The 18,850-nt window shown below is 43.3% G+C and carries 20 protein-coding genes; all 20 read right to left on the reverse strand.

Annotated features, from left to right (window positions below):
• Positions 1-65: 65 nt before the first annotated feature.
• On the reverse strand, positions 66-797 hold the full coding sequence (locus IGI86_RS09900) for an alpha/beta hydrolase (protein ID WP_008378480.1): 732 nt from the start codon (positions 795-797) through the stop codon (positions 66-68).
• Between the two features lie 96 nt (positions 798-893).
• Positions 894-2,567 (reverse strand): DNA repair protein RecN, encoded by a 1,674-nt coding sequence (gene recN, locus IGI86_RS09905; RefSeq protein WP_430617239.1) that lies wholly within the window; start codon positions 2,565-2,567, stop codon positions 894-896.
• A gap of 15 nt (positions 2,568-2,582) precedes the next feature.
• Positions 2,583-3,032 (reverse strand): arginine repressor, encoded by a 450-nt coding sequence (gene argR, locus IGI86_RS09910; protein ID WP_005235362.1) that lies wholly within the window; start codon positions 3,030-3,032, stop codon positions 2,583-2,585.
• A gap of 97 nt (positions 3,033-3,129) precedes the next feature.
• A complete protein-coding gene (locus IGI86_RS09915) occupies positions 3,130-3,951 on the reverse strand; it encodes a TlyA family RNA methyltransferase (RefSeq protein WP_016620449.1) in 822 nt (273 codons plus the stop codon).
• A complete protein-coding gene (locus tag IGI86_RS09920) occupies positions 3,948-4,844 on the reverse strand; it encodes a polyprenyl synthetase family protein (RefSeq protein ID WP_005235358.1) in 897 nt (298 codons plus the stop codon). Before IGI86_RS09920 ends, IGI86_RS09915 begins: the two co-directional genes overlap by 4 nt.
• On the reverse strand, positions 4,841-5,062 hold the full coding sequence (locus tag IGI86_RS09925; RefSeq protein ID WP_005235356.1) for an exodeoxyribonuclease VII small subunit: 222 nt from the start codon (positions 5,060-5,062) through the stop codon (positions 4,841-4,843). The genes IGI86_RS09920 and IGI86_RS09925 overlap by 4 nt, the downstream gene beginning before the upstream one ends.
• The gene (gene xseA, locus IGI86_RS09930) at positions 5,043-6,395 is read right to left on the reverse strand and encodes an exodeoxyribonuclease VII large subunit (protein WP_005235354.1); all 1,353 of its coding nucleotides are present in this window, start codon (positions 6,393-6,395) and stop codon (positions 5,043-5,045) included. The genes IGI86_RS09925 and xseA overlap by 20 nt, the downstream gene beginning before the upstream one ends.
• Entirely contained in the window at positions 6,396-7,247 is an 852-nt protein-coding gene (locus IGI86_RS09935; protein ID WP_005235351.1) for a bifunctional methylenetetrahydrofolate dehydrogenase/methenyltetrahydrofolate cyclohydrolase, read from the reverse strand.
• Positions 7,248-7,540: 293 nt separating this feature from the next.
• Positions 7,541-8,005: a transcription antitermination factor NusB gene (gene nusB, locus IGI86_RS09940; RefSeq protein ID WP_005235350.1), complete on the reverse strand. Its 465-nt coding sequence runs from the start codon at positions 8,003-8,005 to the stop codon at positions 7,541-7,543.
• Complete coding sequence (locus tag IGI86_RS09945) at positions 7,998-8,423, reverse strand: Asp23/Gls24 family envelope stress response protein (protein WP_005225770.1); 426 nt, start codon at positions 8,421-8,423, stop codon at positions 7,998-8,000. The genes nusB and IGI86_RS09945 overlap by 8 nt, the downstream gene beginning before the upstream one ends.
• Before the next feature lie 209 nt (positions 8,424-8,632).
• Positions 8,633-9,697 (reverse strand): M24 family metallopeptidase, encoded by a 1,065-nt coding sequence (locus tag IGI86_RS09950; RefSeq protein WP_005235349.1) that lies wholly within the window; start codon positions 9,695-9,697, stop codon positions 8,633-8,635.
• Positions 9,698-9,911: 214 nt separating this feature from the next.
• On the reverse strand, positions 9,912-10,151 hold the full coding sequence (locus IGI86_RS09955) for a GlsB/YeaQ/YmgE family stress response membrane protein (protein ID WP_005225767.1): 240 nt from the start codon (positions 10,149-10,151) through the stop codon (positions 9,912-9,914).
• Positions 10,152-10,225: 74 nt separating this feature from the next.
• Positions 10,226-10,591, reverse strand: a complete 366-nt coding sequence (locus tag IGI86_RS09960; RefSeq protein WP_005235348.1) for a DUF956 family protein — start codon at positions 10,589-10,591, stop codon at positions 10,226-10,228.
• A gap of 116 nt (positions 10,592-10,707) precedes the next feature.
• The gene (locus IGI86_RS09965) at positions 10,708-11,619 is read right to left on the reverse strand and encodes a PTS system mannose/fructose/sorbose family transporter subunit IID (RefSeq protein WP_005235347.1); all 912 of its coding nucleotides are present in this window, start codon (positions 11,617-11,619) and stop codon (positions 10,708-10,710) included.
• A 20-nt stretch (positions 11,620-11,639) separates the two neighbouring features.
• On the reverse strand, positions 11,640-12,443 hold the full coding sequence (locus tag IGI86_RS09970) for a PTS mannose/fructose/sorbose transporter subunit IIC (RefSeq protein WP_008378492.1): 804 nt from the start codon (positions 12,441-12,443) through the stop codon (positions 11,640-11,642).
• 30 nt (positions 12,444-12,473) lie between these two features.
• Positions 12,474-13,466, reverse strand: a complete 993-nt coding sequence (locus IGI86_RS09975) for a mannose/fructose/sorbose PTS transporter subunit IIA (RefSeq protein WP_008378493.1) — start codon at positions 13,464-13,466, stop codon at positions 12,474-12,476.
• Between the two features lie 68 nt (positions 13,467-13,534).
• Positions 13,535-14,029 carry a mannose/fructose/sorbose PTS transporter subunit IIB gene (locus IGI86_RS09980; protein WP_205684920.1) on the reverse strand — a complete coding sequence of 165 codons (495 nt, stop codon included), beginning with the start codon at positions 14,027-14,029 and terminating at the stop codon, positions 13,535-13,537.
• A gap of 229 nt (positions 14,030-14,258) precedes the next feature.
• Complete coding sequence (locus IGI86_RS09985) at positions 14,259-17,033, reverse strand: sigma-54-dependent transcriptional regulator (protein WP_430617948.1); 2,775 nt, start codon at positions 17,031-17,033, stop codon at positions 14,259-14,261.
• Between the two features lie 230 nt (positions 17,034-17,263).
• Positions 17,264-17,797, reverse strand: a complete 534-nt coding sequence (locus tag IGI86_RS09990; protein WP_005235337.1) for a GNAT family N-acetyltransferase — start codon at positions 17,795-17,797, stop codon at positions 17,264-17,266.
• Between the two features lie 96 nt (positions 17,798-17,893).
• Complete coding sequence (locus IGI86_RS09995) at positions 17,894-18,802, reverse strand: diacylglycerol/lipid kinase family protein (protein ID WP_005235336.1); 909 nt, start codon at positions 18,800-18,802, stop codon at positions 17,894-17,896.
• Positions 18,803-18,850 lie beyond the last annotated feature (48 nt).

The raw sequence follows: 18,850 nt of genomic DNA on the forward strand, positions 1-18,850 counted from the left end.
CCAAAATGTCTGTTGAATCGAAACGGCAGAAAGAAGCATTTCTATGCATCTTCTGCCGTCTTTTTTTACTCTAATTCACTTAGCCACGCAGCCATCTGCTCAACGATGGCTTTTTGCTGCGCTTCATTTGATAAATCAGCGGCGGCTTCTCCTTTTTGTAACCCATAGGTACCAAAGCCAGCATGATTGCCGCCTTCGATCGTTTGGAACGTGGTAGATTCTGGAAGGAAGCTACGGGCAGCTTGCCAATTTTCTTGATTGACCACCTGATCTTGACTCCCTGTCAACGATAGCACAGAAATCGACTGATCAGCCAAAGACCCTTTTTCATCGGGATAGCTTGCGAAGAAAAAGACCCCTTTTAAATCCTTGTCGTTTGCAGCCAATTGATTCGCTGCAAAACGGCTCGCCATTACCCCACCTAATGAATGACCACCAATGACATAGGAGTTATGGGGAATTTCTTTCAAGACCTCTTCTGCACGATTGCCTGATAAAACAGCCATGTTAAAGGGCATTTTAACGATCGCGACAGGATAGCCTTTTTCCGCTAGACCTGCTGCCCATACACTATAGCTTTCCGCATCGACAAGGGCGCCGGGATAGAAAATGACCAATGGCTTTTCTTCATCTCCAGCAAAATAAAGGACATTCCCCTCATCTTCTGCCTCTTTCGCAGCTGTGACTGCAGCATCAACTGCTGGGTAGTGTAGTTGTTGCCAACCGATCCAACCGGCAATAGTTAAAATAACAACGGTGACCAATACACCAATCAAAACTTTTGTTCTTTTTCTCATCATATCCTCCTGCAAAAAAGAAGATCAGGAAAGGATGGCAGACGAAACTTGCTGGTCCATCATCTCCTGAATCTTTCTACGAATGTTTCCCAATTTTTATCGGTGTGCAAGTGCCAATAGTTCTCGTGCATGTTCGATCGTTAAATCGGTGATTTCTGCACCTGAGAGCATACGGGCGATCTCTGCCACCCGTTCTTCTTTAGATAGTTTACGGACGTGGGTTTCTGTCCGTCCTTCTTGAATTGCTTTTTCAATAAAATATTGATTATCCGCTACAGCAGCTACTTGCGGCAAGTGAGTGATACACAAAACTTGCGAATTGGCTGCGATCTTGGCGATTTTTTCAGCAATTGCTTGGGCTACTCGGCCACTGACCCCAGTATCAACTTCGTCAAAAACAATACTGGTGATTCCTTGTTTCCGAGAGAAAATTGATTTGAGGGCCAGTAAGATCCGTGAAAGTTCTCCCCCAGAAGCAACCCGCACCAACGGCTTCATGCCTTCACCAGGATTTGTGGTCAAATAAAATTCTACGGTGTCAAATCCGCTGCTACTCAATTGTTTTGAGCCAGGTGCAAACCGTACTTCAAATTGTGCGTGCTCCATATACAGCTCTTTTAACTCTTGAACGATTTCTTTTTCTAAACGATGAGCCAGTTCACGTCGTTTGACGTGCAAGGCTTCCGCCAGCTGCCAGACTGATTCAGCTTTTTGGGCAAGCTCTTCTTCTAATTGCTCCAACTGACCTTCTGTATAGGCAGACTCGCTGATTTCTTTAGTGATCTCATCATAATAAGCAAGAATCACAGGAATCGACTCCCCGTATTTGCGCTTCAATTGACGAATCGTTTCCAGCCGTGAAATGACTTCTTCCAGTCGGCCTTCATCTAATTCAAGATTGTCGACTTGCCGCGAAATATCAGTGGCTGCATCTTGCAACAAGTAATACGCACTTTGGATCGCTTCACTGATTTTTTCGTAAGCCGGATCAAGATGGGCGATTGACTGGATCTCGGATAAAGCTACACTGACCCCATCTAGGCTATTGACTTCTTCGGCAGATAAGGCACCATAGCTTTGCCCTAGAGCATCCACGATTTTTTGATAATTGGTCAGTTTTTCTCGTTCATCGATCAGCAGTTCTTCTTCATTTTCCATCAATTCTGCTTGGGCGATTTCTTCTTGTTGAAAACGCAACATGTCCATTCGCTGGACATATAGCTGTTCATTTTCTTGAATGGTCCTGACGTGTTTTTCTAAAGAGCGATAGCTTTGATAGGCTTGACGGTAATCCGCAAGCTCCGCTTTAAAGCTATCATCCCCAAACCCATCCATCAAGGTCAAATGTTTTTCTGGCTGCAGCAGCTCTTGATGCTCATTTTGTCCTTGGATATCGACCAAGAATAAACCGATTTGACGCAAAACCGACAAGGTAACGGTTCGACCATTGACACGACAAATATTTTTCCCCGATTGAGAGATATCTCGTTGTACGATCAAAACTTCTTCTTCATCAATACCTAAATCTGCGGTCAAGTCTTTGAACTCCTGCTGATTCGGCCATTCGAAGATCCCTTCTAAACGGCATTTCTCTGCTCCTTGACGCAAGTAGTCGCTGGAACCTCTACCGCCTGCTAGCAAACCCATCGCATCGATAATAATTGATTTCCCGGCACCTGTCTCACCTGTCAGTGCCGTCATTCCCTCATGGAAAGATAAGTGCAAGTTGGAAATAATCGCAAAATTTTGGATCGACAATTCTAAAAGCATCCCTTGCCTCCTCTTCTAAACGTAACGTTGGAAATCCCTGAATAGGTTCTCGGTATCTGCTTCTGTTCTAGTGATCATCAAGACGTTGTCATCATCGTTTAACGTGCCAAATAATTCCTTGGCATAACGTTTATCGATTAAATTCGCCAAAGCCGAGGCATTGCCGGGCAGTGTGCGCAGGATCACAAATTTGTCCATTCGATCGACAGAAACAAAAGCCGTTTTTAGGATTTTATCAAGTTTACCACTCACGTCTTCCGTTGTCTCTTGCGGGATACTGTAGCGATAGCCACCTTTTTGGGAAGGAACTTTCACTAACTTCAATTCCTTGATATCTCTTGATATGGTTGCTTGTGTGACTGAGACACCGCGATCTTTTAACAACTCGACAAAATCTTCTTGTTTCTGAATATCTTGTTCACTTAACAATCGTGTAATCAAGCGATGCCGTTCTTTTTTTCTCATCTCTTGTTCCTCCTGAATGAATTCCTACTAATTTTATCCTATTTTGCGCAAGAAAGAAAGAGAGCCGACAAGTAAAATGTCCACTCTCTTCCATTCTTTATTTTGGTTGATGAAAGGTCTCATGTGCTGATGCAACAACTTTCGGGATATCGATCCCTGCTGCGGTACCTTCTTGCAGGCTTTTCTTTAAATGTACGATAAACTCGATATTCCCTTCGCCACCAGTGATTGGTGAAAAACTTAGGTTTAAGACATCGAAGTTTGTTTTCTTAGCAAATGCTAGTACTTCCTCCAAAACTCGTTCATGGGTTTTGGGATCACGAACGATCCCATTTTTCCCGACTGCTTCTTTGCCCGCTTCAAATTGCGGTTTAATCAGCGCCATCACTTCGCCATCCGCTACCAAAATATCATACAGCGGGGGTAAAATCAGTTTAAGTGAAATAAAAGAAACATCGATCGTAGCGGCATCTGGAAGACCGTCTAAAAAATCAGTTGGTTTTGCATAACGGAAGTTGACCCGCTCCATTACGATCACTCGCTCATCTTGCCGCAGCTTCCAGGCTAACTGATTGTAACCGACATCCAATGCATAGCTTTTTTTGGCACCATTTTGCAATGCCGCATCAGTAAAACCACCGGTGGATGCGCCGATGTCTAACATGATTTTATCGGTTACGTCAAAATCAAAGACTTTGAGTGCTTTTTCTAACTTGAGACCACCACGAGAAACATAAGGCAGCTTTTTGCCTTTGATCTGCAGCAGTGTATCTGCGGCAATTTTTTCTCCCGGCTTATCTAGGCGCTCATTATTTTTTTCTTTGTACACCAATCCAGCCATCACTCCCCGTTTGGCTTGCTCTCGGGTCTCAAACAGGCCTTGCTGGACAGCTAAAACATCTACTCGTTCTTTCTTCATGCGTTCCCTCGAATCTCAAATCGTTCCACAAATGCCAATAAAACATCCGGCGTAAATTGACCGTATTGACTTAATTGCGCCAGAATTTCTTTGGCCTTGCCTAATTCTTCTGTCAAGGCTTGCTGCGCGCCTGCTAAGCCAAGTAAAGCAGGATAGGTACTTTTCGCCAATTCGTCATCTCGACGGACAACTTTGCCTAGCTCTTCGGTCGTACTAGTGGCATCCAGCAGATCGTCGCGAATTTGAAAGGCTAACCCAATATGCTGGGCAAAGCGATCCAATTCATGCAGAACTTCTTCCGTCTGGTCGGCTAAGACACCTCCAGCAATCACCGCAAAGCGGATCAATTCTCCAGTTTTCCGTTCATGAATGGACATCAGTTCCTCAAGACTAAGGGCTTGGTTTTCTCCTTGAATATCAGCTGCTTGGCCAGCGACCATGCCTTGTGTTCCCGCCGCTTTACTCAATTGCTGCAGCAGCAAAACTTTTTGATTGGCTTCGATCTCCGCCATAGCGACTAATTGAAATGCAGCCGTCAAAAGACCATCTCCAGCTAAAATCGCTAAAGCTTCACCAAAAACCTTATGGTTGGTAGGTTTGCCTCGACGCAGATCATCGTTGTCCATTGCTGGCAGATCATCATGGATCAGCGAATACGTATGCACCATTTCTAGGGCTGCCGCACACTGGTACACCGCGGTATTGACGGGTTTGTGAAAAGCGGCGACTGTTGCTGCCAATAAAAGCGGGCGAATACGTTTGCCGCCAGCTTGGATCGAATACTGCATGCTTTTAAACAATCGTTGATCAGAGGTGTGTTCTTTGACAAAGCGCTCCATGACTTCTTCAATCAATGGGGCGTGTTCTTTTGTGAATTCTGTTAAAGCACTCATTGGTTTTCCTCTTCAAAAGGCACTTCTTCGTTAGATTCTGTCATCATTTTTGTTAAGGACTTTTCTGCTTTACTCAAAGTGTCCTTGCATTGCTTACTCAAAACCATCCCTTTTTGAAAAGCATCTAGTGCCTCTTCTAAGGGAACATCCCCTTGTTCCAAACGGGTTACAATTTGTTCTAATTCTTGTAATGATTCTTCAAATGTTGGATTTGCCATGATTAACTCCTTCTGTACTAATAACTTCGACAAGTGCTTGGCCATCTTGGTAATGGATCGTCAGCTGGTCTTCTGGCTCGATCGTATCAATCGATTTGATCACCTGCTCATTTTTCGTGGTATAGCTGTAGCCCCGACCCATGATTTTCAGTGGGCTTAGCAAATCAAGAGATTGGACTGCATTTGCAAATTGATTTTCTTTTGCTGCATAAATATCTTTCATGGCTTTCATTAAGCGTTGGGAAAGATAACTGACCTCTTGGTTACTAGCTTGCAATCGCGCTTTTGGTTGTTGTTGTGCTAACCGTGAAATCAATTGCTGTGCATGGCGATCCTTATCATAAAGCAAGGTTTGCAGACCTTGCTGCATCCGCTGCTGCAACTGATCGAGTTTGATGGACTGTGCCTCATACAAGCGCTCTGGTTGTCGAAAAACATATGATCCAATCACTCGCTGATAGCGTTCTTGTTTGTACTGGATCTGGTGCATAAAAGCTTGCTCTAATCGGGCTTGTCTTTCTTCGATCCGCAAAATCTCTTCTGATAGGACGGGCACTGCTAATTCGGCAGCTGCGGTCGGAGTTGCCGCCCGCACATCCGCCACTAAATCGGCAATCGTCGTATCGGTTTCATGCCCCACTGAAGAAATAACGGGGGTTTTTGCGTCAAAAATGGCTCTTGCCACTCGTTCTTCATTGAAAGGCCAGAGGTCCTCAATCGACCCACCCCCACGTCCGATGATCATAGTATCAAAGGTCCCATCGGCTTCGACTCGTTGGATATTTTTCACCACATCATCCGCGGCTTTGTTGCCTTGTACCACGGTTGGATACAAAACGATCTGAGCAATGGGATAACGCCGCTGGGTCGTCGTGATGATATCTCTGATCACCGCCCCACTAGGACTGGTCAAGACTGCGATGCGTTTCGGGTATTTCGGCAACGACTGCTTCGGTGCAGAAAATAATCCTTCCGCTGCCAATTTCTGCTTTAATTGTTCATAGGCTTGATAAAGGGCACCGACACCATCTGGTTCCATGTGATCGATCACCATTTGGTAATTTCCGCTTGCCTCATACAAGGTGATACGTCCAACCGCCATGACTTTCATGCCCTCTTCTGGTTGAAAGCGCAGCTTGTCAAAAGCGCCCTTGAACATGACGGTCGAAATTTTTGCACCATCATCCTTTAAACTAAAGTATTGGTGATTGGGGCGACGACGAAAATTAGAGATCTCCCCCGTCAAATAAACCCGCTCTAAATACGGATCGACGTCAAACTTACGCTTGATATATTTTGTTAATGCGGTCACCGTTAAATATTCTTGCGCCATTTAGTTTTTCATTGTCTCCTTTGCTGCCTCGATCGTTTGGGCCATCAACATCGTGATCGTCATTGGTCCTACACCTCTAGGTACCGGGGTGATATAGCTAGCGATCGGTTCGACTTCATCAAATTTCACATCGCCGATCAACTTGCCATTGGCATCCCGATTCATTCCTACATCGATCACCACGGCCCCTTCTTTTACGAAGTCTTTTGTGACAAAATGACCGCGGCCGATCGCCACGACTAAAATGTCCGCTTGCTTCGCTAACTCAGGCAGATTTTTGGTTTTTGAATGAGCAATAGTCACGGTGGCATTTGCCCCTAAGAGCAAGTGCGCCATCGGTTTTCCGACAATGTTGCTGCGGCCGATAACTAAAGCATTTTTCCCTTCCAATTCGATCCCATACGCAGCAAACATTTTCATGATGCCATAAGGGGTACAAGGAATTCGGTCAGGTACACCGGCAAATAATTTTCCTAAATTGATTGGATGAAAACCGTCGACATCTTTTTCCGGTTTGATGGCTAACAGCACTTTTTCTTCATTGATATGTTTTGGCAAAGGAAGTTGAACCAAAATGCCGTGAAAGGCATCATCGTTATTGAACTGTTCGATTTCTGCTAATAATTCTGCCTCAGTAATGGATTCAGGATAGCGGGCAACACGGGAATTGATGCCGATTTTCGCCGCAGCTAGTTCTTTATTTTTCACATAAGTCTGGCTTGCTTTGTCTTCTCCAACAAGTAAAACAACTAATCCCGGTGTCACACCCTGCTCTTTTAGTGTTGCTGTCTCTGAAAGAAACGCCGCTTGCATTTTTTCAGCCAATTCTTTTCCATTGATCAATGTACCCATTCTGACAACTCCTCCAACCTGATTATACTGACTTATTTTGTAAAAAGAAACGCACCAATCGTTTGTCGATCTGCTTCTTCATGTTTTCTATCATAGCATTTTCTGAAAAGAAAAACACCGTCTAAGGCTCCCTTTTTTCGGAAAAAACGAGGTCAAACCGACAAAGTGTATGCAAAAAAACCGAACGATCAAGCAGGACCGTCAAAACAAGGCGGTTGCTCATAAATCGTTCGGTTTCTGCCTCGATCGAATAAAGGCTGTTTTCTTTTGTTCGATAGTGTTAAGGCTGAAAATTACTCACTTACTTGGTTGTTTTTTGTTTCTAGCTCTTGATTGACTGTCGATAAAATACCGTTGACAAACTTCCTTGACTGATCGTCACTAAAGGTTTTCGCTAATTCGATCGCTTCATTCAAAGCCACACGATTCGGCACATTATCCACATAGATCATTTCATACAAAGCGATTCGTAAAATCGTCACGTCCATTTTTGATAAACGCTGGATTTTCCAACCGGCTTTTAGATGACTTTGAATGACTTCATCCAAGGCTTCTTTATAATGACAGACACCTGCCACTAATTGATCTAAATAAACAGGGACAAAATGCTCTTGTTCTTCATCAATCAATTCATGGTGTTCCAACTCGATGGCATGCATGATGGCATCTTGTTTCGTTAAATCTTTGTTAAAGTCTAGTGGAAATAAAGCTTGTAACGCCATTTTCCGTATTTCATGCCGTGATAATTCTTTACTCATTTTCTTCCTCGTCGTTTCCAAATAATTCTTCGATGTCTGGTAAATCTACTTTTTCTGGCACGACTGCCACAACATGAACATTTACTTCAGCCAGTTGCACATCTGTCATAAATAAGACTTGCTGTTTGACCCGTTCTTGGATCTCCATTGCCACTTTAGGCACTGACATCCCATAAGTGATATAGCAGTAGATATCCACTTTGATCCCTGTTTCATCGATCGTTAAGTAGACTCCTTTGCCATGAGCTGCGCGGCCTAGTAATTCAGTGACACTGTTTGCCAGTGTTCCTCGCATCCCATAGACACCTTCCACTTTAGAAGCAGCGATCCCAATAATGATCTCGATCACTTCTGGCGCGATGACGATCTCGCCTAATTCAGGACTTGCATTTAATACAAGGTTTTTATCTTCATTCATACGTTTTTGCCTCCATTCTAAACAGCTGTACCGTATTGTTTGTAAAAAAATCGCTCGTTTTTTCCGTTTGAAGCAAGCCAGCGCTTGATTCAATCAATAACATCCATGGCACAGTGTTTCTTCTCGCTCTAAGTTTATCATTTTCTGCACTGAGAATCTATAATAACCCACTATTCTCAATGAATTTTCTGAAAAACAAGGTCGATGAATCAGAGAATGATCAATTCTTTCGGTGAATGTGTCAACACTTTATTACCAGTTTCAGTGATCAAAAGATCATCCTCGATACGAACGCCGCCAATTCCTGGAAGATAGATGCCTGGTTCATCTGTAATGACGTTTCCGACAACAAATGCTTTATCAGCACGGAAGGAGACATTTGGTCCTTCGTGGATTTCTAAACCAATCCCATGGCCTGTTGAATGACCAAAAGCATCCCCGTAGCCAAAGGAAGCTATGTGATCCCGGGCGATCGCATCTAGTTCAATTCCGGTCATTCCAGGTTTTGCTGCTGCCAAGACTTTTTCTTGTGCTTCTAGCACGATTTGATAGATCTCTTTCAATTTATCGCCAGGATCCCCCACAGCAAAAGTTCTGGTCATATCAGACACATAGCCTTGATAGTAACAGCCAAAGTCTAACGTGATCAGATCGCCTTGTTCAATCACTTTTTCACTGGCAACCCCATGGGGCATTGCTGAACGAAGACCACTGGCCACGATCGTTTCAAAAGATACGCTTGTGGCACCTAATGAACGCATAAAGAAATCTAACTGATTCGCCACTTCGATTTCGGTCATCCCTGGGCGGATCATTTTCAAAATATGTTCGAACCCTTGATCGGCGATATGGCAGGCTTGTTGGATCAATGCGATCTCTTCCTCATCTTTGACTTCCCGCAATGCCTCGATCATACCAGATACAGGAGCTAATGAGGATTCCTCAATCAAGTCTTCTAAGACGGAGTATTCAGCAAAGCTGACGAAACTTTCTTCAAATGCTAAGACATTGATTTCTTCCTTTTGGCAGATAGTTGCAACTTCTTCAAAAATCGGTCCACTATTTTTTACGATCTCAAATCCTTGGGCTTGGGCAGCTGCTTGCTCTGTATATCGGAAATCTGTTACAAAAAAAGCTTTGTCCAACGTAATGACTGCTAAACCAGTTGTACCAGTAAAGTTTGTCAAGTAACGCAAATTGTATGGGCTGGTGATCAAGAACCCATCAATCGAATCTTTTCTCATTGCTTCACGTAATTTTTCAACTCTTAACATGTATCGTTCCCTACTTTCTTGTTCTATACGATAGTATTATAACAAACTTCCAGAAAAAGCGGAAAGTAAGCGAAAAGTTTTCTAAAAAATCAAACAATACGAACCTAAAGAATGGTGTTTTAAAAAGACTCTAGTTGGCTCTCTCGTTGTTCTTTTCTAGATAACTTTAATCCACAAAAAAAGCAACCCAATCAACGGATTGCTTCTTTGATAATTATCTTTTACGTCCCAAAAAGAATGATACGACAGCCACGAAAATGACTGCCCCAATGATTGCTGGCACGATTGCCATTCCTGCCACTTGCGGTCCCCAAGTGCCGAATAAACCTTGTCCGATTGATGCGCCCACAAGTCCTGCCACGATATCAAAAATGCAACCGCGTTTTTCTCCTGCGATGGCGCCACCGATTGAACCGATGACCGCTCCCACGATCAATGTCCATAAAAAGTGCATAATAACCCCTCCTAAACTTTCTTATAAAAAGGGTAACATATTGAGAATCAATTGGAAAAACATATGCTCTCTTGTTATTTTCTACGGGTAATTGCCCGTTTCAAGATATCGAAAAAGCCAAGAGAATGGACCATATGATCTGGGTCAACGTATTCGCGAATTGCCCGCAGAACTTTTTTTGGTTCTTTTGATGAGAAGGTATATGTCCCATTCTTTTTGGTCCGAATCGCATACCGTGGGATCCAGCGTCCTTTGAACAAGACCGAAGCGATCACATAGTCGACATCTTCCCAAGGAATTTGAATAAACTTGCGTTTGTCACGATCATTATAAAACTCAAAGGCATTATCGCCGATCATTATTTTGCCGTATTCATTGATACCTAAAAAAGACGTAGCATCGATCGTCAAATCAACTTTTGTATTAAGGGATTGTACCATTTGCGCTTACTCCATTCTATATCGTCTTATCGTTACCTATTATACGTGTTTGCGGCATGTTTGGCGAATAAATAAAAAGATGCTTGGGTCTCCCCAAGCACCTATCATTGAAAAGATTATAACAATCCGATCAAGTGTCCACCGATACCGACTAAGAATAGACCGATAATAATGACGATTGGAGAAACTTTTTTCTTCAATAACCACATACATAACAAAGTAAGCAATAGTGCAGCTAAACCAGGAATCAATTGATCCAAGTTGTTTTGCAATGTTGTTACTTTTGTATCAGTCAATGCACGGCCTTCAGCTACTTGTTGGAAGGCTTGTTGCAAACCAGCTGAACCAGAAGGCAAGTTCGCCCAGTCGACATAAGCACCTTCATCAAGCGGTACGCTTGAGACAACTGGTGCAAAGGAAATCGATACCCAACGTTGAACAAGTGACCCTAATACGAACATCCCTAAAATAGAAGCACCTTTTGTTACATCTTGTAGCAAACCACCTGAAAGGTCATCTGTGATTTTAGAACCAGCACGGTAGCCGAATTCTTGTGTGTACCACATAAATGCCCAACGGATGATGTTCCAAGCAACGAAGAAGATGATTGGGCCTAAGATGTTTCCGCCTAAAGCAAGAGAAGCACCTAATGCACCTAACATCGGACGTACAGTAAACCAGAACACAGGGTCACCGACACCGGCTAAAGGACCCATCATCCCAACTTTTACCCCTTGGATCGCTACGTCATCGACAGGCGCGCCATTGGCACGTTCTTCTTCTAACGCTAAAGTTACACCTAAGATTGGTGATGCGATATATGGGTGAGTATTAAAGAATTCTAAGTGACGCTTCAAAGCAGCGGCACGGTCTTCTTTTGTTTTGTATAATTTTTTGATTGCTGGAATCATTGAGAATGCCCAACCACCATTTTGCATACGTTCATAGTTCCATGAACCTTGAATGAAGGTAGAGCGCCATGCTACGGCTAAACGATCTTTTTTATTTAATTGAATTTTTTCTGCCATTTTTTTCTCCTCCTTCGATTCTAATAGTCATTCAAGATATCGCCTAGAGGGTCGCCAGTGTTGCTGCCGCCGCCTCCATTTGATGATCCGCCCATTTTAGTTAGGTTCAAGTAGATCAATGCGATTGCTACTGCCAAGGCACCGATAGCGATCAATGTCAATTGAGAGATAGCTGCGATTACGAAACCGATAATAAAGAATGGCCATACTTCGCGAGTTGCCATCATGTTGATAACCATTGCGTAACCAACGGCAACAACCATACCACCACCGATAGCCATACCATCAGTTAACCATGCAGGCATTGATTCTAAGAAGTTTTGAACAGTTGCAGCAGGGATAGCCAACAATGCAGCTGCAGGAATCGCAATACGAACCCCTTGCATACATACAGCGATCACGTGCCACATTTCGATTTTACGAATGTTGCCTTCTTCAGCAGCAGCATCCATAAAGTGAACGATTGGCACAGCCAATGTACGAACGATCATTGTCAAGAACAACCCAGCAACAGCTAGAGGGATCGCAACGGCAATCGCTGTATCAACACCAGCAGTTCCTTGTCCACCTAAAACTAAAATAATTGCAGATGCGACAGACGCCAATGCAGCATCAGGTGCAACAGCGGCACCGATATTTGCCCATCCAAGTGCGATCATTTGTAATGATCCGCCCAAAATGATACATGCTTCCAAATTACCGGTCACTAAACCGATCAAAGTACACGCGATTAGCGGTTGATGGAATTGGAATTCATCCAAGATCCCTTCCATACCAGCTAAAAAGGCAACGAGTACTACTAATACCATAGATATAATAGTCATGATAGACCTCCTATTTAGTTGAATACGTTTCTATTTATTTGCCAATTCATTTTTGGCTTTGCGTAAGATTTCATCCATGTTGTCTCGAGAGTCATTTGGTACTTTACGCACATCGAATTTGATGCCGCGTTCTTTCAGATCTTCAAATGTATTCACATCATCTGTACCCATCGACAATACTTTACTTACAACAACTTTCCCAACAGAGTGAGCCATTGAACCAACGTTCACTTCAGTAATATCAACGCCACCTTCAACAGCACGTAATACATCTTGTGGGTTTTCAAATAATAGTAAAGCTTTCGTATTCCCGAAACGAGGGTCTTTAGAAACTTCAATCATTTTGTCCACTGGAATGACGTTCGCTTTTACTCCTGGAGGAGCTGCTTGTTCGATCAGTTTTTTACGCAAGTCATCTTTTGCCACCGCGTCAGAAACAACGATGATCCGAGATGGATTCACTGATTTTGTCCAAGCTGTAGCAACTTGACCATGCAACAAACGTGAATCGACACGAGCAAGTACGATTTTGATTTTGCCATCGCCTAGAACAGTTCCCGGAGGAAGTGATCCTTTAGGTTGATCGTCTTGCACTGCTTTTGGTGCTGAAGCTTCTTCTGGTTCAAGTTCTTCTGGTTTGACCTTGACCCCTTCTTTAGCTGTTTCAACGATATGCGCAGCAATTTCATGCGCTGTATTCATTGAAAAACGTGAAGCATAGGCTTCGATCACCATTGGTAAATTCATACCAGCAACGATTGCCCATTTGTCTTTGTGATCTTCAAACAAGCTGTTCGCTTGGTTGAAAGGAGTACCACCCCAAAGATCAACTAAGAATAATACTTCTTCTTGATCGTCAAATGTAGCAATTGCTTCTTGCATTTTTGCCTTGATGTCATCTGGACCTTCACTTGGCATCAATGTAACAGCTTTAACATTTTCTTGTTCGCCGAAGATCATTGAACCAGATTGCAAAATGCCGTTAGCAAATTCTCCATGACTTGCTAGGATAATTCCTACCATCTTTTTACCTCCTATATCAAAATTGAAAAATGTGACACGAATACGAAAGAAAAAACAACATCGAAAAACTAAGGGTGACTACCTTCTTTTTCCAAAATATCCTTCAAAAAGATTTTACGATCAGCTGGAACTTTGCGTATCTCCACTTCAATGCCATGGTTTTGCAAGTAAAGCAATGAAGCAAGATCTTGATCATTGACTGACACGAAATTAGTGATCATTCGTTTTCCCATTGAAAAACTCATACCGCCGATATTGACGGAACGAATGTCAATGCCTCCTTTAACCAGAGTCACGACATCTTGAGGGTTGGTAAATAATAACATGACTTTTTGCGTATTAAATAATGTGTTATGCGCCACCTCAAGCATTTTCGCTACTGTCACCACATTGGATTTGATCCCTGGTGGAGCAGCTTCTTTCAAGAGAAACTTTCGTAATTGGTCATTTGCGACTTCATCACTGACCACGATGATTCGATTGATACCAGTCATTTTCGACCAAGCTGTGGCGACCTGACCATGAATCAACCGATCGTCGATTCGGGCAAGACGTATATCCATTCCCATTGTGCAAGCCTCCTACATCCATCGATCCGCTTTTCATATTGAGGATCTGTTCTTTTTTCAATCACCTCCTGTATCCACTTATATAGAAGCAAGAAGCGTGCCAAGTTTTTCCGATACACTATTCTTGAAAAAACCTTAAGAATCAGCATTCAGATAATACACTAAAAAAGATACACTAAAAAATACTGTATCTTTTTTAGTGTATCTGTATTATTTGTAAGAATTAAAAATACATTTCTTTTTCGTGATGGTTTTTGATCAGCTCTAGCAGATAGTACTCTTCAGTCTTAGGCACTTCGATATTCATCAAGCGTGAAAACGATTGGACATGCACATGCAATTGGCCATAAAGCGGATTCTCCTCCATCGCTGCTAAATCAATTTCAGAAACAGTCAATGGCTGCCGCAGTAAGATCCGCTCCAGCATACCTGCGCCATGCATCACAAAATTGATCTGAAAGCCTTGCTGCGCCCCTACCAAATCCAAATCGTGAATGATCTCTTCGCCAAATTTCCACAACGGCTCTACTACTTTTTTCGCATTGACATAGGTAAAGTTTTCCTCTAAATACCGGACACAGATTTCTTTCGCCTGCCGATCATCTAGCTGTACTTCATCTTCAAAACTCAAATCATTCTCTAATAGGATATCATCCAACAGTAGATCAACATCTTGGTCAATAAAACGTTCTAATGAAATAAACGGTGCGTCGATATGGGGATCGATGATCCCTGTTGCGGCAATCAGACGGTAGCGCTGTTGAATCTGATCCAAGTCCGTCCTCAGATCCGCCACCGATAACGTCACCACTTCGACATTTTGGTTTTGACGTTTTGACAATGAGCTTTGGATCAATTCTTTGATGCGATGCGCCGTTCCTTTTCCCGAAGCGCAGACAGCTAGAATCGCTTTAGGATGGTGGTTTTGTGTCACTGGTTCTTCCACAGTGACCGCTCCATACCCGCGGAACTTCCGTAATGAATCATAGAGCTGATCGAGGTCCGTGCCGATCACTGACGCTTTACGGACCGTCTCTAGGACGATGGAGGTGGTCACCATATCGACTGTTCGAACAGCCACACCCGTTTCTCGCTGGATTTCATTATTAAAGGTCGCTAAGGACCCCATATCGACTAAGAGGATCACCCCACTGCCATCATTGACTGCCCGTACACTATCCACGATTTTTTTCAACGCCACAGCCGGGGGCATATCTAATGGCATGTCCACCGCTGTCACTTGATCGACTTCCAGCAATTGTTTGACCACTTGTACCATGCTACTGGCTGTGCTGTTGCCGTGGGCTGCAACGACGACGCCGATTTTCCCAGAGGAATGAGAGGTTCTAAGAGAAACCAGAAGAACCGCTAAATAATAAGATTCGCTCTCAGGAATCGCCACTTGGAAACTATCACCAATAAAATCGCGGACTTCTTTGGCGACTTCAAACTCTTGAGGATAATCAGCTACCATCTGACGAATATTGTCATTGGTTTGTCGTTCTTCTCCCAAATGGATTTTTTTCAAAAACGAGCTGATGTGTAAGCTCATGGCATAGATGAAATTTTGCTGAAAATCATAATTTAAGCGTTGTCGAACCAGCTCATAGATTTGATTTGTTACACTGATCACTTTCTGATCGACAAATTCACTTAGTTTATTGACCGAGTTAAAGGAAAACCCGTGATCTTTATAAAAAGACTTTAAGTGAACATTGATATCTGTTGAGATAAAATGATTGATCGCTTCTTGATCTAACCCATCTGCTTTTAGCAGAGCAGCCTTGTCGCCGATAATATCGTAAAGATTATAAGGCAATTCATAGGAATCTGATTGAATATTGTTTAAGTTTTGATTCGGTTGAATGCTGATCTTCGGTTCAAGGATCTTAGAAAGCTCTGCCAGCTCATTGCGGCGATTCCCCAAAACGATCAATCCTGAACGAATCCCTTCTGGCAAATCGATCAAATCGATTTCAATCTCATCTTGTTGCATATGATTCAAAAAGCCCCGTGCACAGACTAGCTGGACATTGGATTTCAATTGACCGATATTCCCAAAACTGACACTGCCGATCAACGCTTTGACCACATCTTCTGTCAAGGAGATCGTCCGCTGAATACGGGTCGCCTCTTGCCCGACTAATACCCGAACGAGATCGACTTTTTCTGATGCGGGTCGTTTCTCAAAAAAGGGCAGTTGAATATTGATGGGAATGCGTCGGGTAAAGGTATCTAATAGCGTTGAGTTGGGGTCTTCGGTAGTAGCACCAACGATTCGGACATTCGCTTGATGATTTTTGCCCGTCTCTCCTAGACGGCTAAAGGTTCCATGATCCATAAAGTAAAAAATCATTTCTTGCCCTTCTGGCGGCAATCGATGGATCTCATCGAGAAACAACATACTCTCATCCGCTTGATCAATAATACCAATCTTCTCTTGATCGGCACCCGTAAATGCCCCCCGTACATAACCAAACAAATGGCTCATCAAAAGCTCTGGGTTATTTGCATAGTCCGCACAGTTAAAGACGATCAATTCTTTGTCATCGGCAATTACTTGATTGCTTTTGGCAAACTGGAACATCGCATGGGCAAAGTACGTTTTCCCAGAACCAGTAGGCCCTGTGATCAAGCAGTTTAGCCCTTTCGGCGGATACAAGATCGCTGCTTTCGCCTGCTCAACAGCGTTTTTCATACTTCCGTTGGCACCGATGATCGTCGCAAAAATATCTCGGTCAGAGGGTTTTCCTTGTACTCGTTGAGGGAAGGCTTTTTCTCTTTGCGGGCGACTTTCTTTGTAGCTTGGGACATACTTTTCCTTACTGCTGGGATCGACCCCTGCCGCCCAATAACGAACAGGCCGCGAGTCGCTTTTTTCGACGCGCCCTTCTTTAACAAGCTTATTTAAATCCTTACTGGCATTACTGCGCTGAATGGCTAAATGATCGGCAACTTCTGAAGTAGACAACCCCTTCTTTTCCCCTAAGCCGCTCATCGTATTTTCGACGATATATTGATAAATCCGTTCGATTCGCTTGCCCAACAGCTTCGCCTCCTTGTTTTTTCCACTTGAATACTTTACTCATTTTTCTATAAAAAAGCAACTTTTTTTCCACACAGAAAAAGCAAAATACTTTGTTCGAAAGAACAATAGAACGTCCTTTCACATGCTACTCTCAGCATAAAGCATTTTGCCAAAAAAAGATATTCAAAAGTCAGGATGTGTTAGGCTTTTTCATTGGGAATGAACGTTGGCACCTGATCAGGAAACCATTGCAGTTCTTTTTGCATCCAAATCACATCGTGCCATTGATTGAACTTATAGCCGACATGCGCAAAATCAGCAACTTTCCGATACCCAAGCTTCTCATGAAAAGCCTCGCTTTGTTGATTGCCTCCTGTAATACACGCAGTCAGATTGACCACGTTTTTCGCTTTTAGTTTTTCTTCAAGCCCTTGATAAAGAGCGGTGCCGAGCCCTTTTGCTTTGGCATCCGGCGCTAAATAAACGGTTACTTCAACGGTCCAATCATACGCCGCCCGTTCTTTATAGGCTGACGCATAGGCATAACCGACAATTTCACCAGCCTCTTCCGCAACGAGATACGGGTAGCGTTTCAAGGTCTTGGCGATGCGTTCCGCGAATTCTTGAACCGATGGCACCTCCGTTTCAAAGGTAATCGGTGTATTTTCTACATAATAAGCATAGATGGCTGTCAAGGCTTGGGCATCTGCAATCGTGGCAGAACGTATCGTCATAGAACCCCTTCTTTCAGTAAATTTTTTCCCAGTATACTCTTTCTGAATAAAAAAAACAATCCGCTTTTGACGGATCGTTTCCTAGTTATGAATGATTTAGCGGGCTTTTTCAACTCCGCAATACACGGTGAGATGCTGGGGCAGCACTGTTACTGTGATTGGCAATTCCGGCCCTGGATCACCATCGACATTCGTTTCAATCGTTGCCCCATCCGCCAAACGAATCGTTGCTTTATCAAAAGTTTGATAACCAAGAACATCATTTGATTCCGTAACTCCTTTGAGAAGCTCAGGCACGCTTTTGACAGTTTCCCAAAGATTCGTATCCTTTAAGTAGATCAGATGTAATTTGCCGTCATCGGTACTCGCTTTAGGCAAAAGAGATTCGAAACCGCCGATCGTATTGGATGAACCAACGATCATCGTACTGCTTTCAACCTCGATTGTCGTTTTTTCCCCATTATTTTCGGCGGTCACTTCAAACGGATGACTTTCATTTTTCCGCACTTCCCGTAGACCAGAAACAAAATAGGCCATTTTTCCCAGCTTGGTTTTTTCTTCAACTTCCACATTGTTGATCGCCGCTGGAATCATACCAATCGCCACTACATTGGTAAAATAGTCTTGATTAACCTGCCCAATATCGATTTTGCGGGTGTGATCCACTGCAAATGATTCGATGGCTTCCTTGGGATCTAGTGGAATCGCTAATGCTCTGGCTAAATCATTTACTGTGCCCAGCGGGAAGAAACCGAAATTTGGTCGTTTGTCATGAGGAGCTAAGCCATTGACCGCTTCATTGACGGTACCATCACCGCCCATTGCGAAGACACTGTCAAATTCTGCTGCTGCCTCAGAGGCAAAACGTGTAGCATCTCCTTCTTTTTCGGTATGTTTGACAACGACTTCTGAAAAAACTTCCCGCAGCTTTTCTTCTGCCATCTCCTCAAATTCTTTCGCTTGTTCCCCACCAGAACTTGGATTGACGATCAATAATGCTTTCATAAAACAGCCTCCTTGTTTGGATTCATTTTCTATGAATCCAGTATAACA

The sequence above is a fragment of the Enterococcus sp. AZ188 genome (assembly GCF_050544075.1).
Classification (GTDB): Bacteria; Bacillota; Bacilli; order Lactobacillales; family Enterococcaceae; genus Enterococcus_D; species Enterococcus_D entomosocium.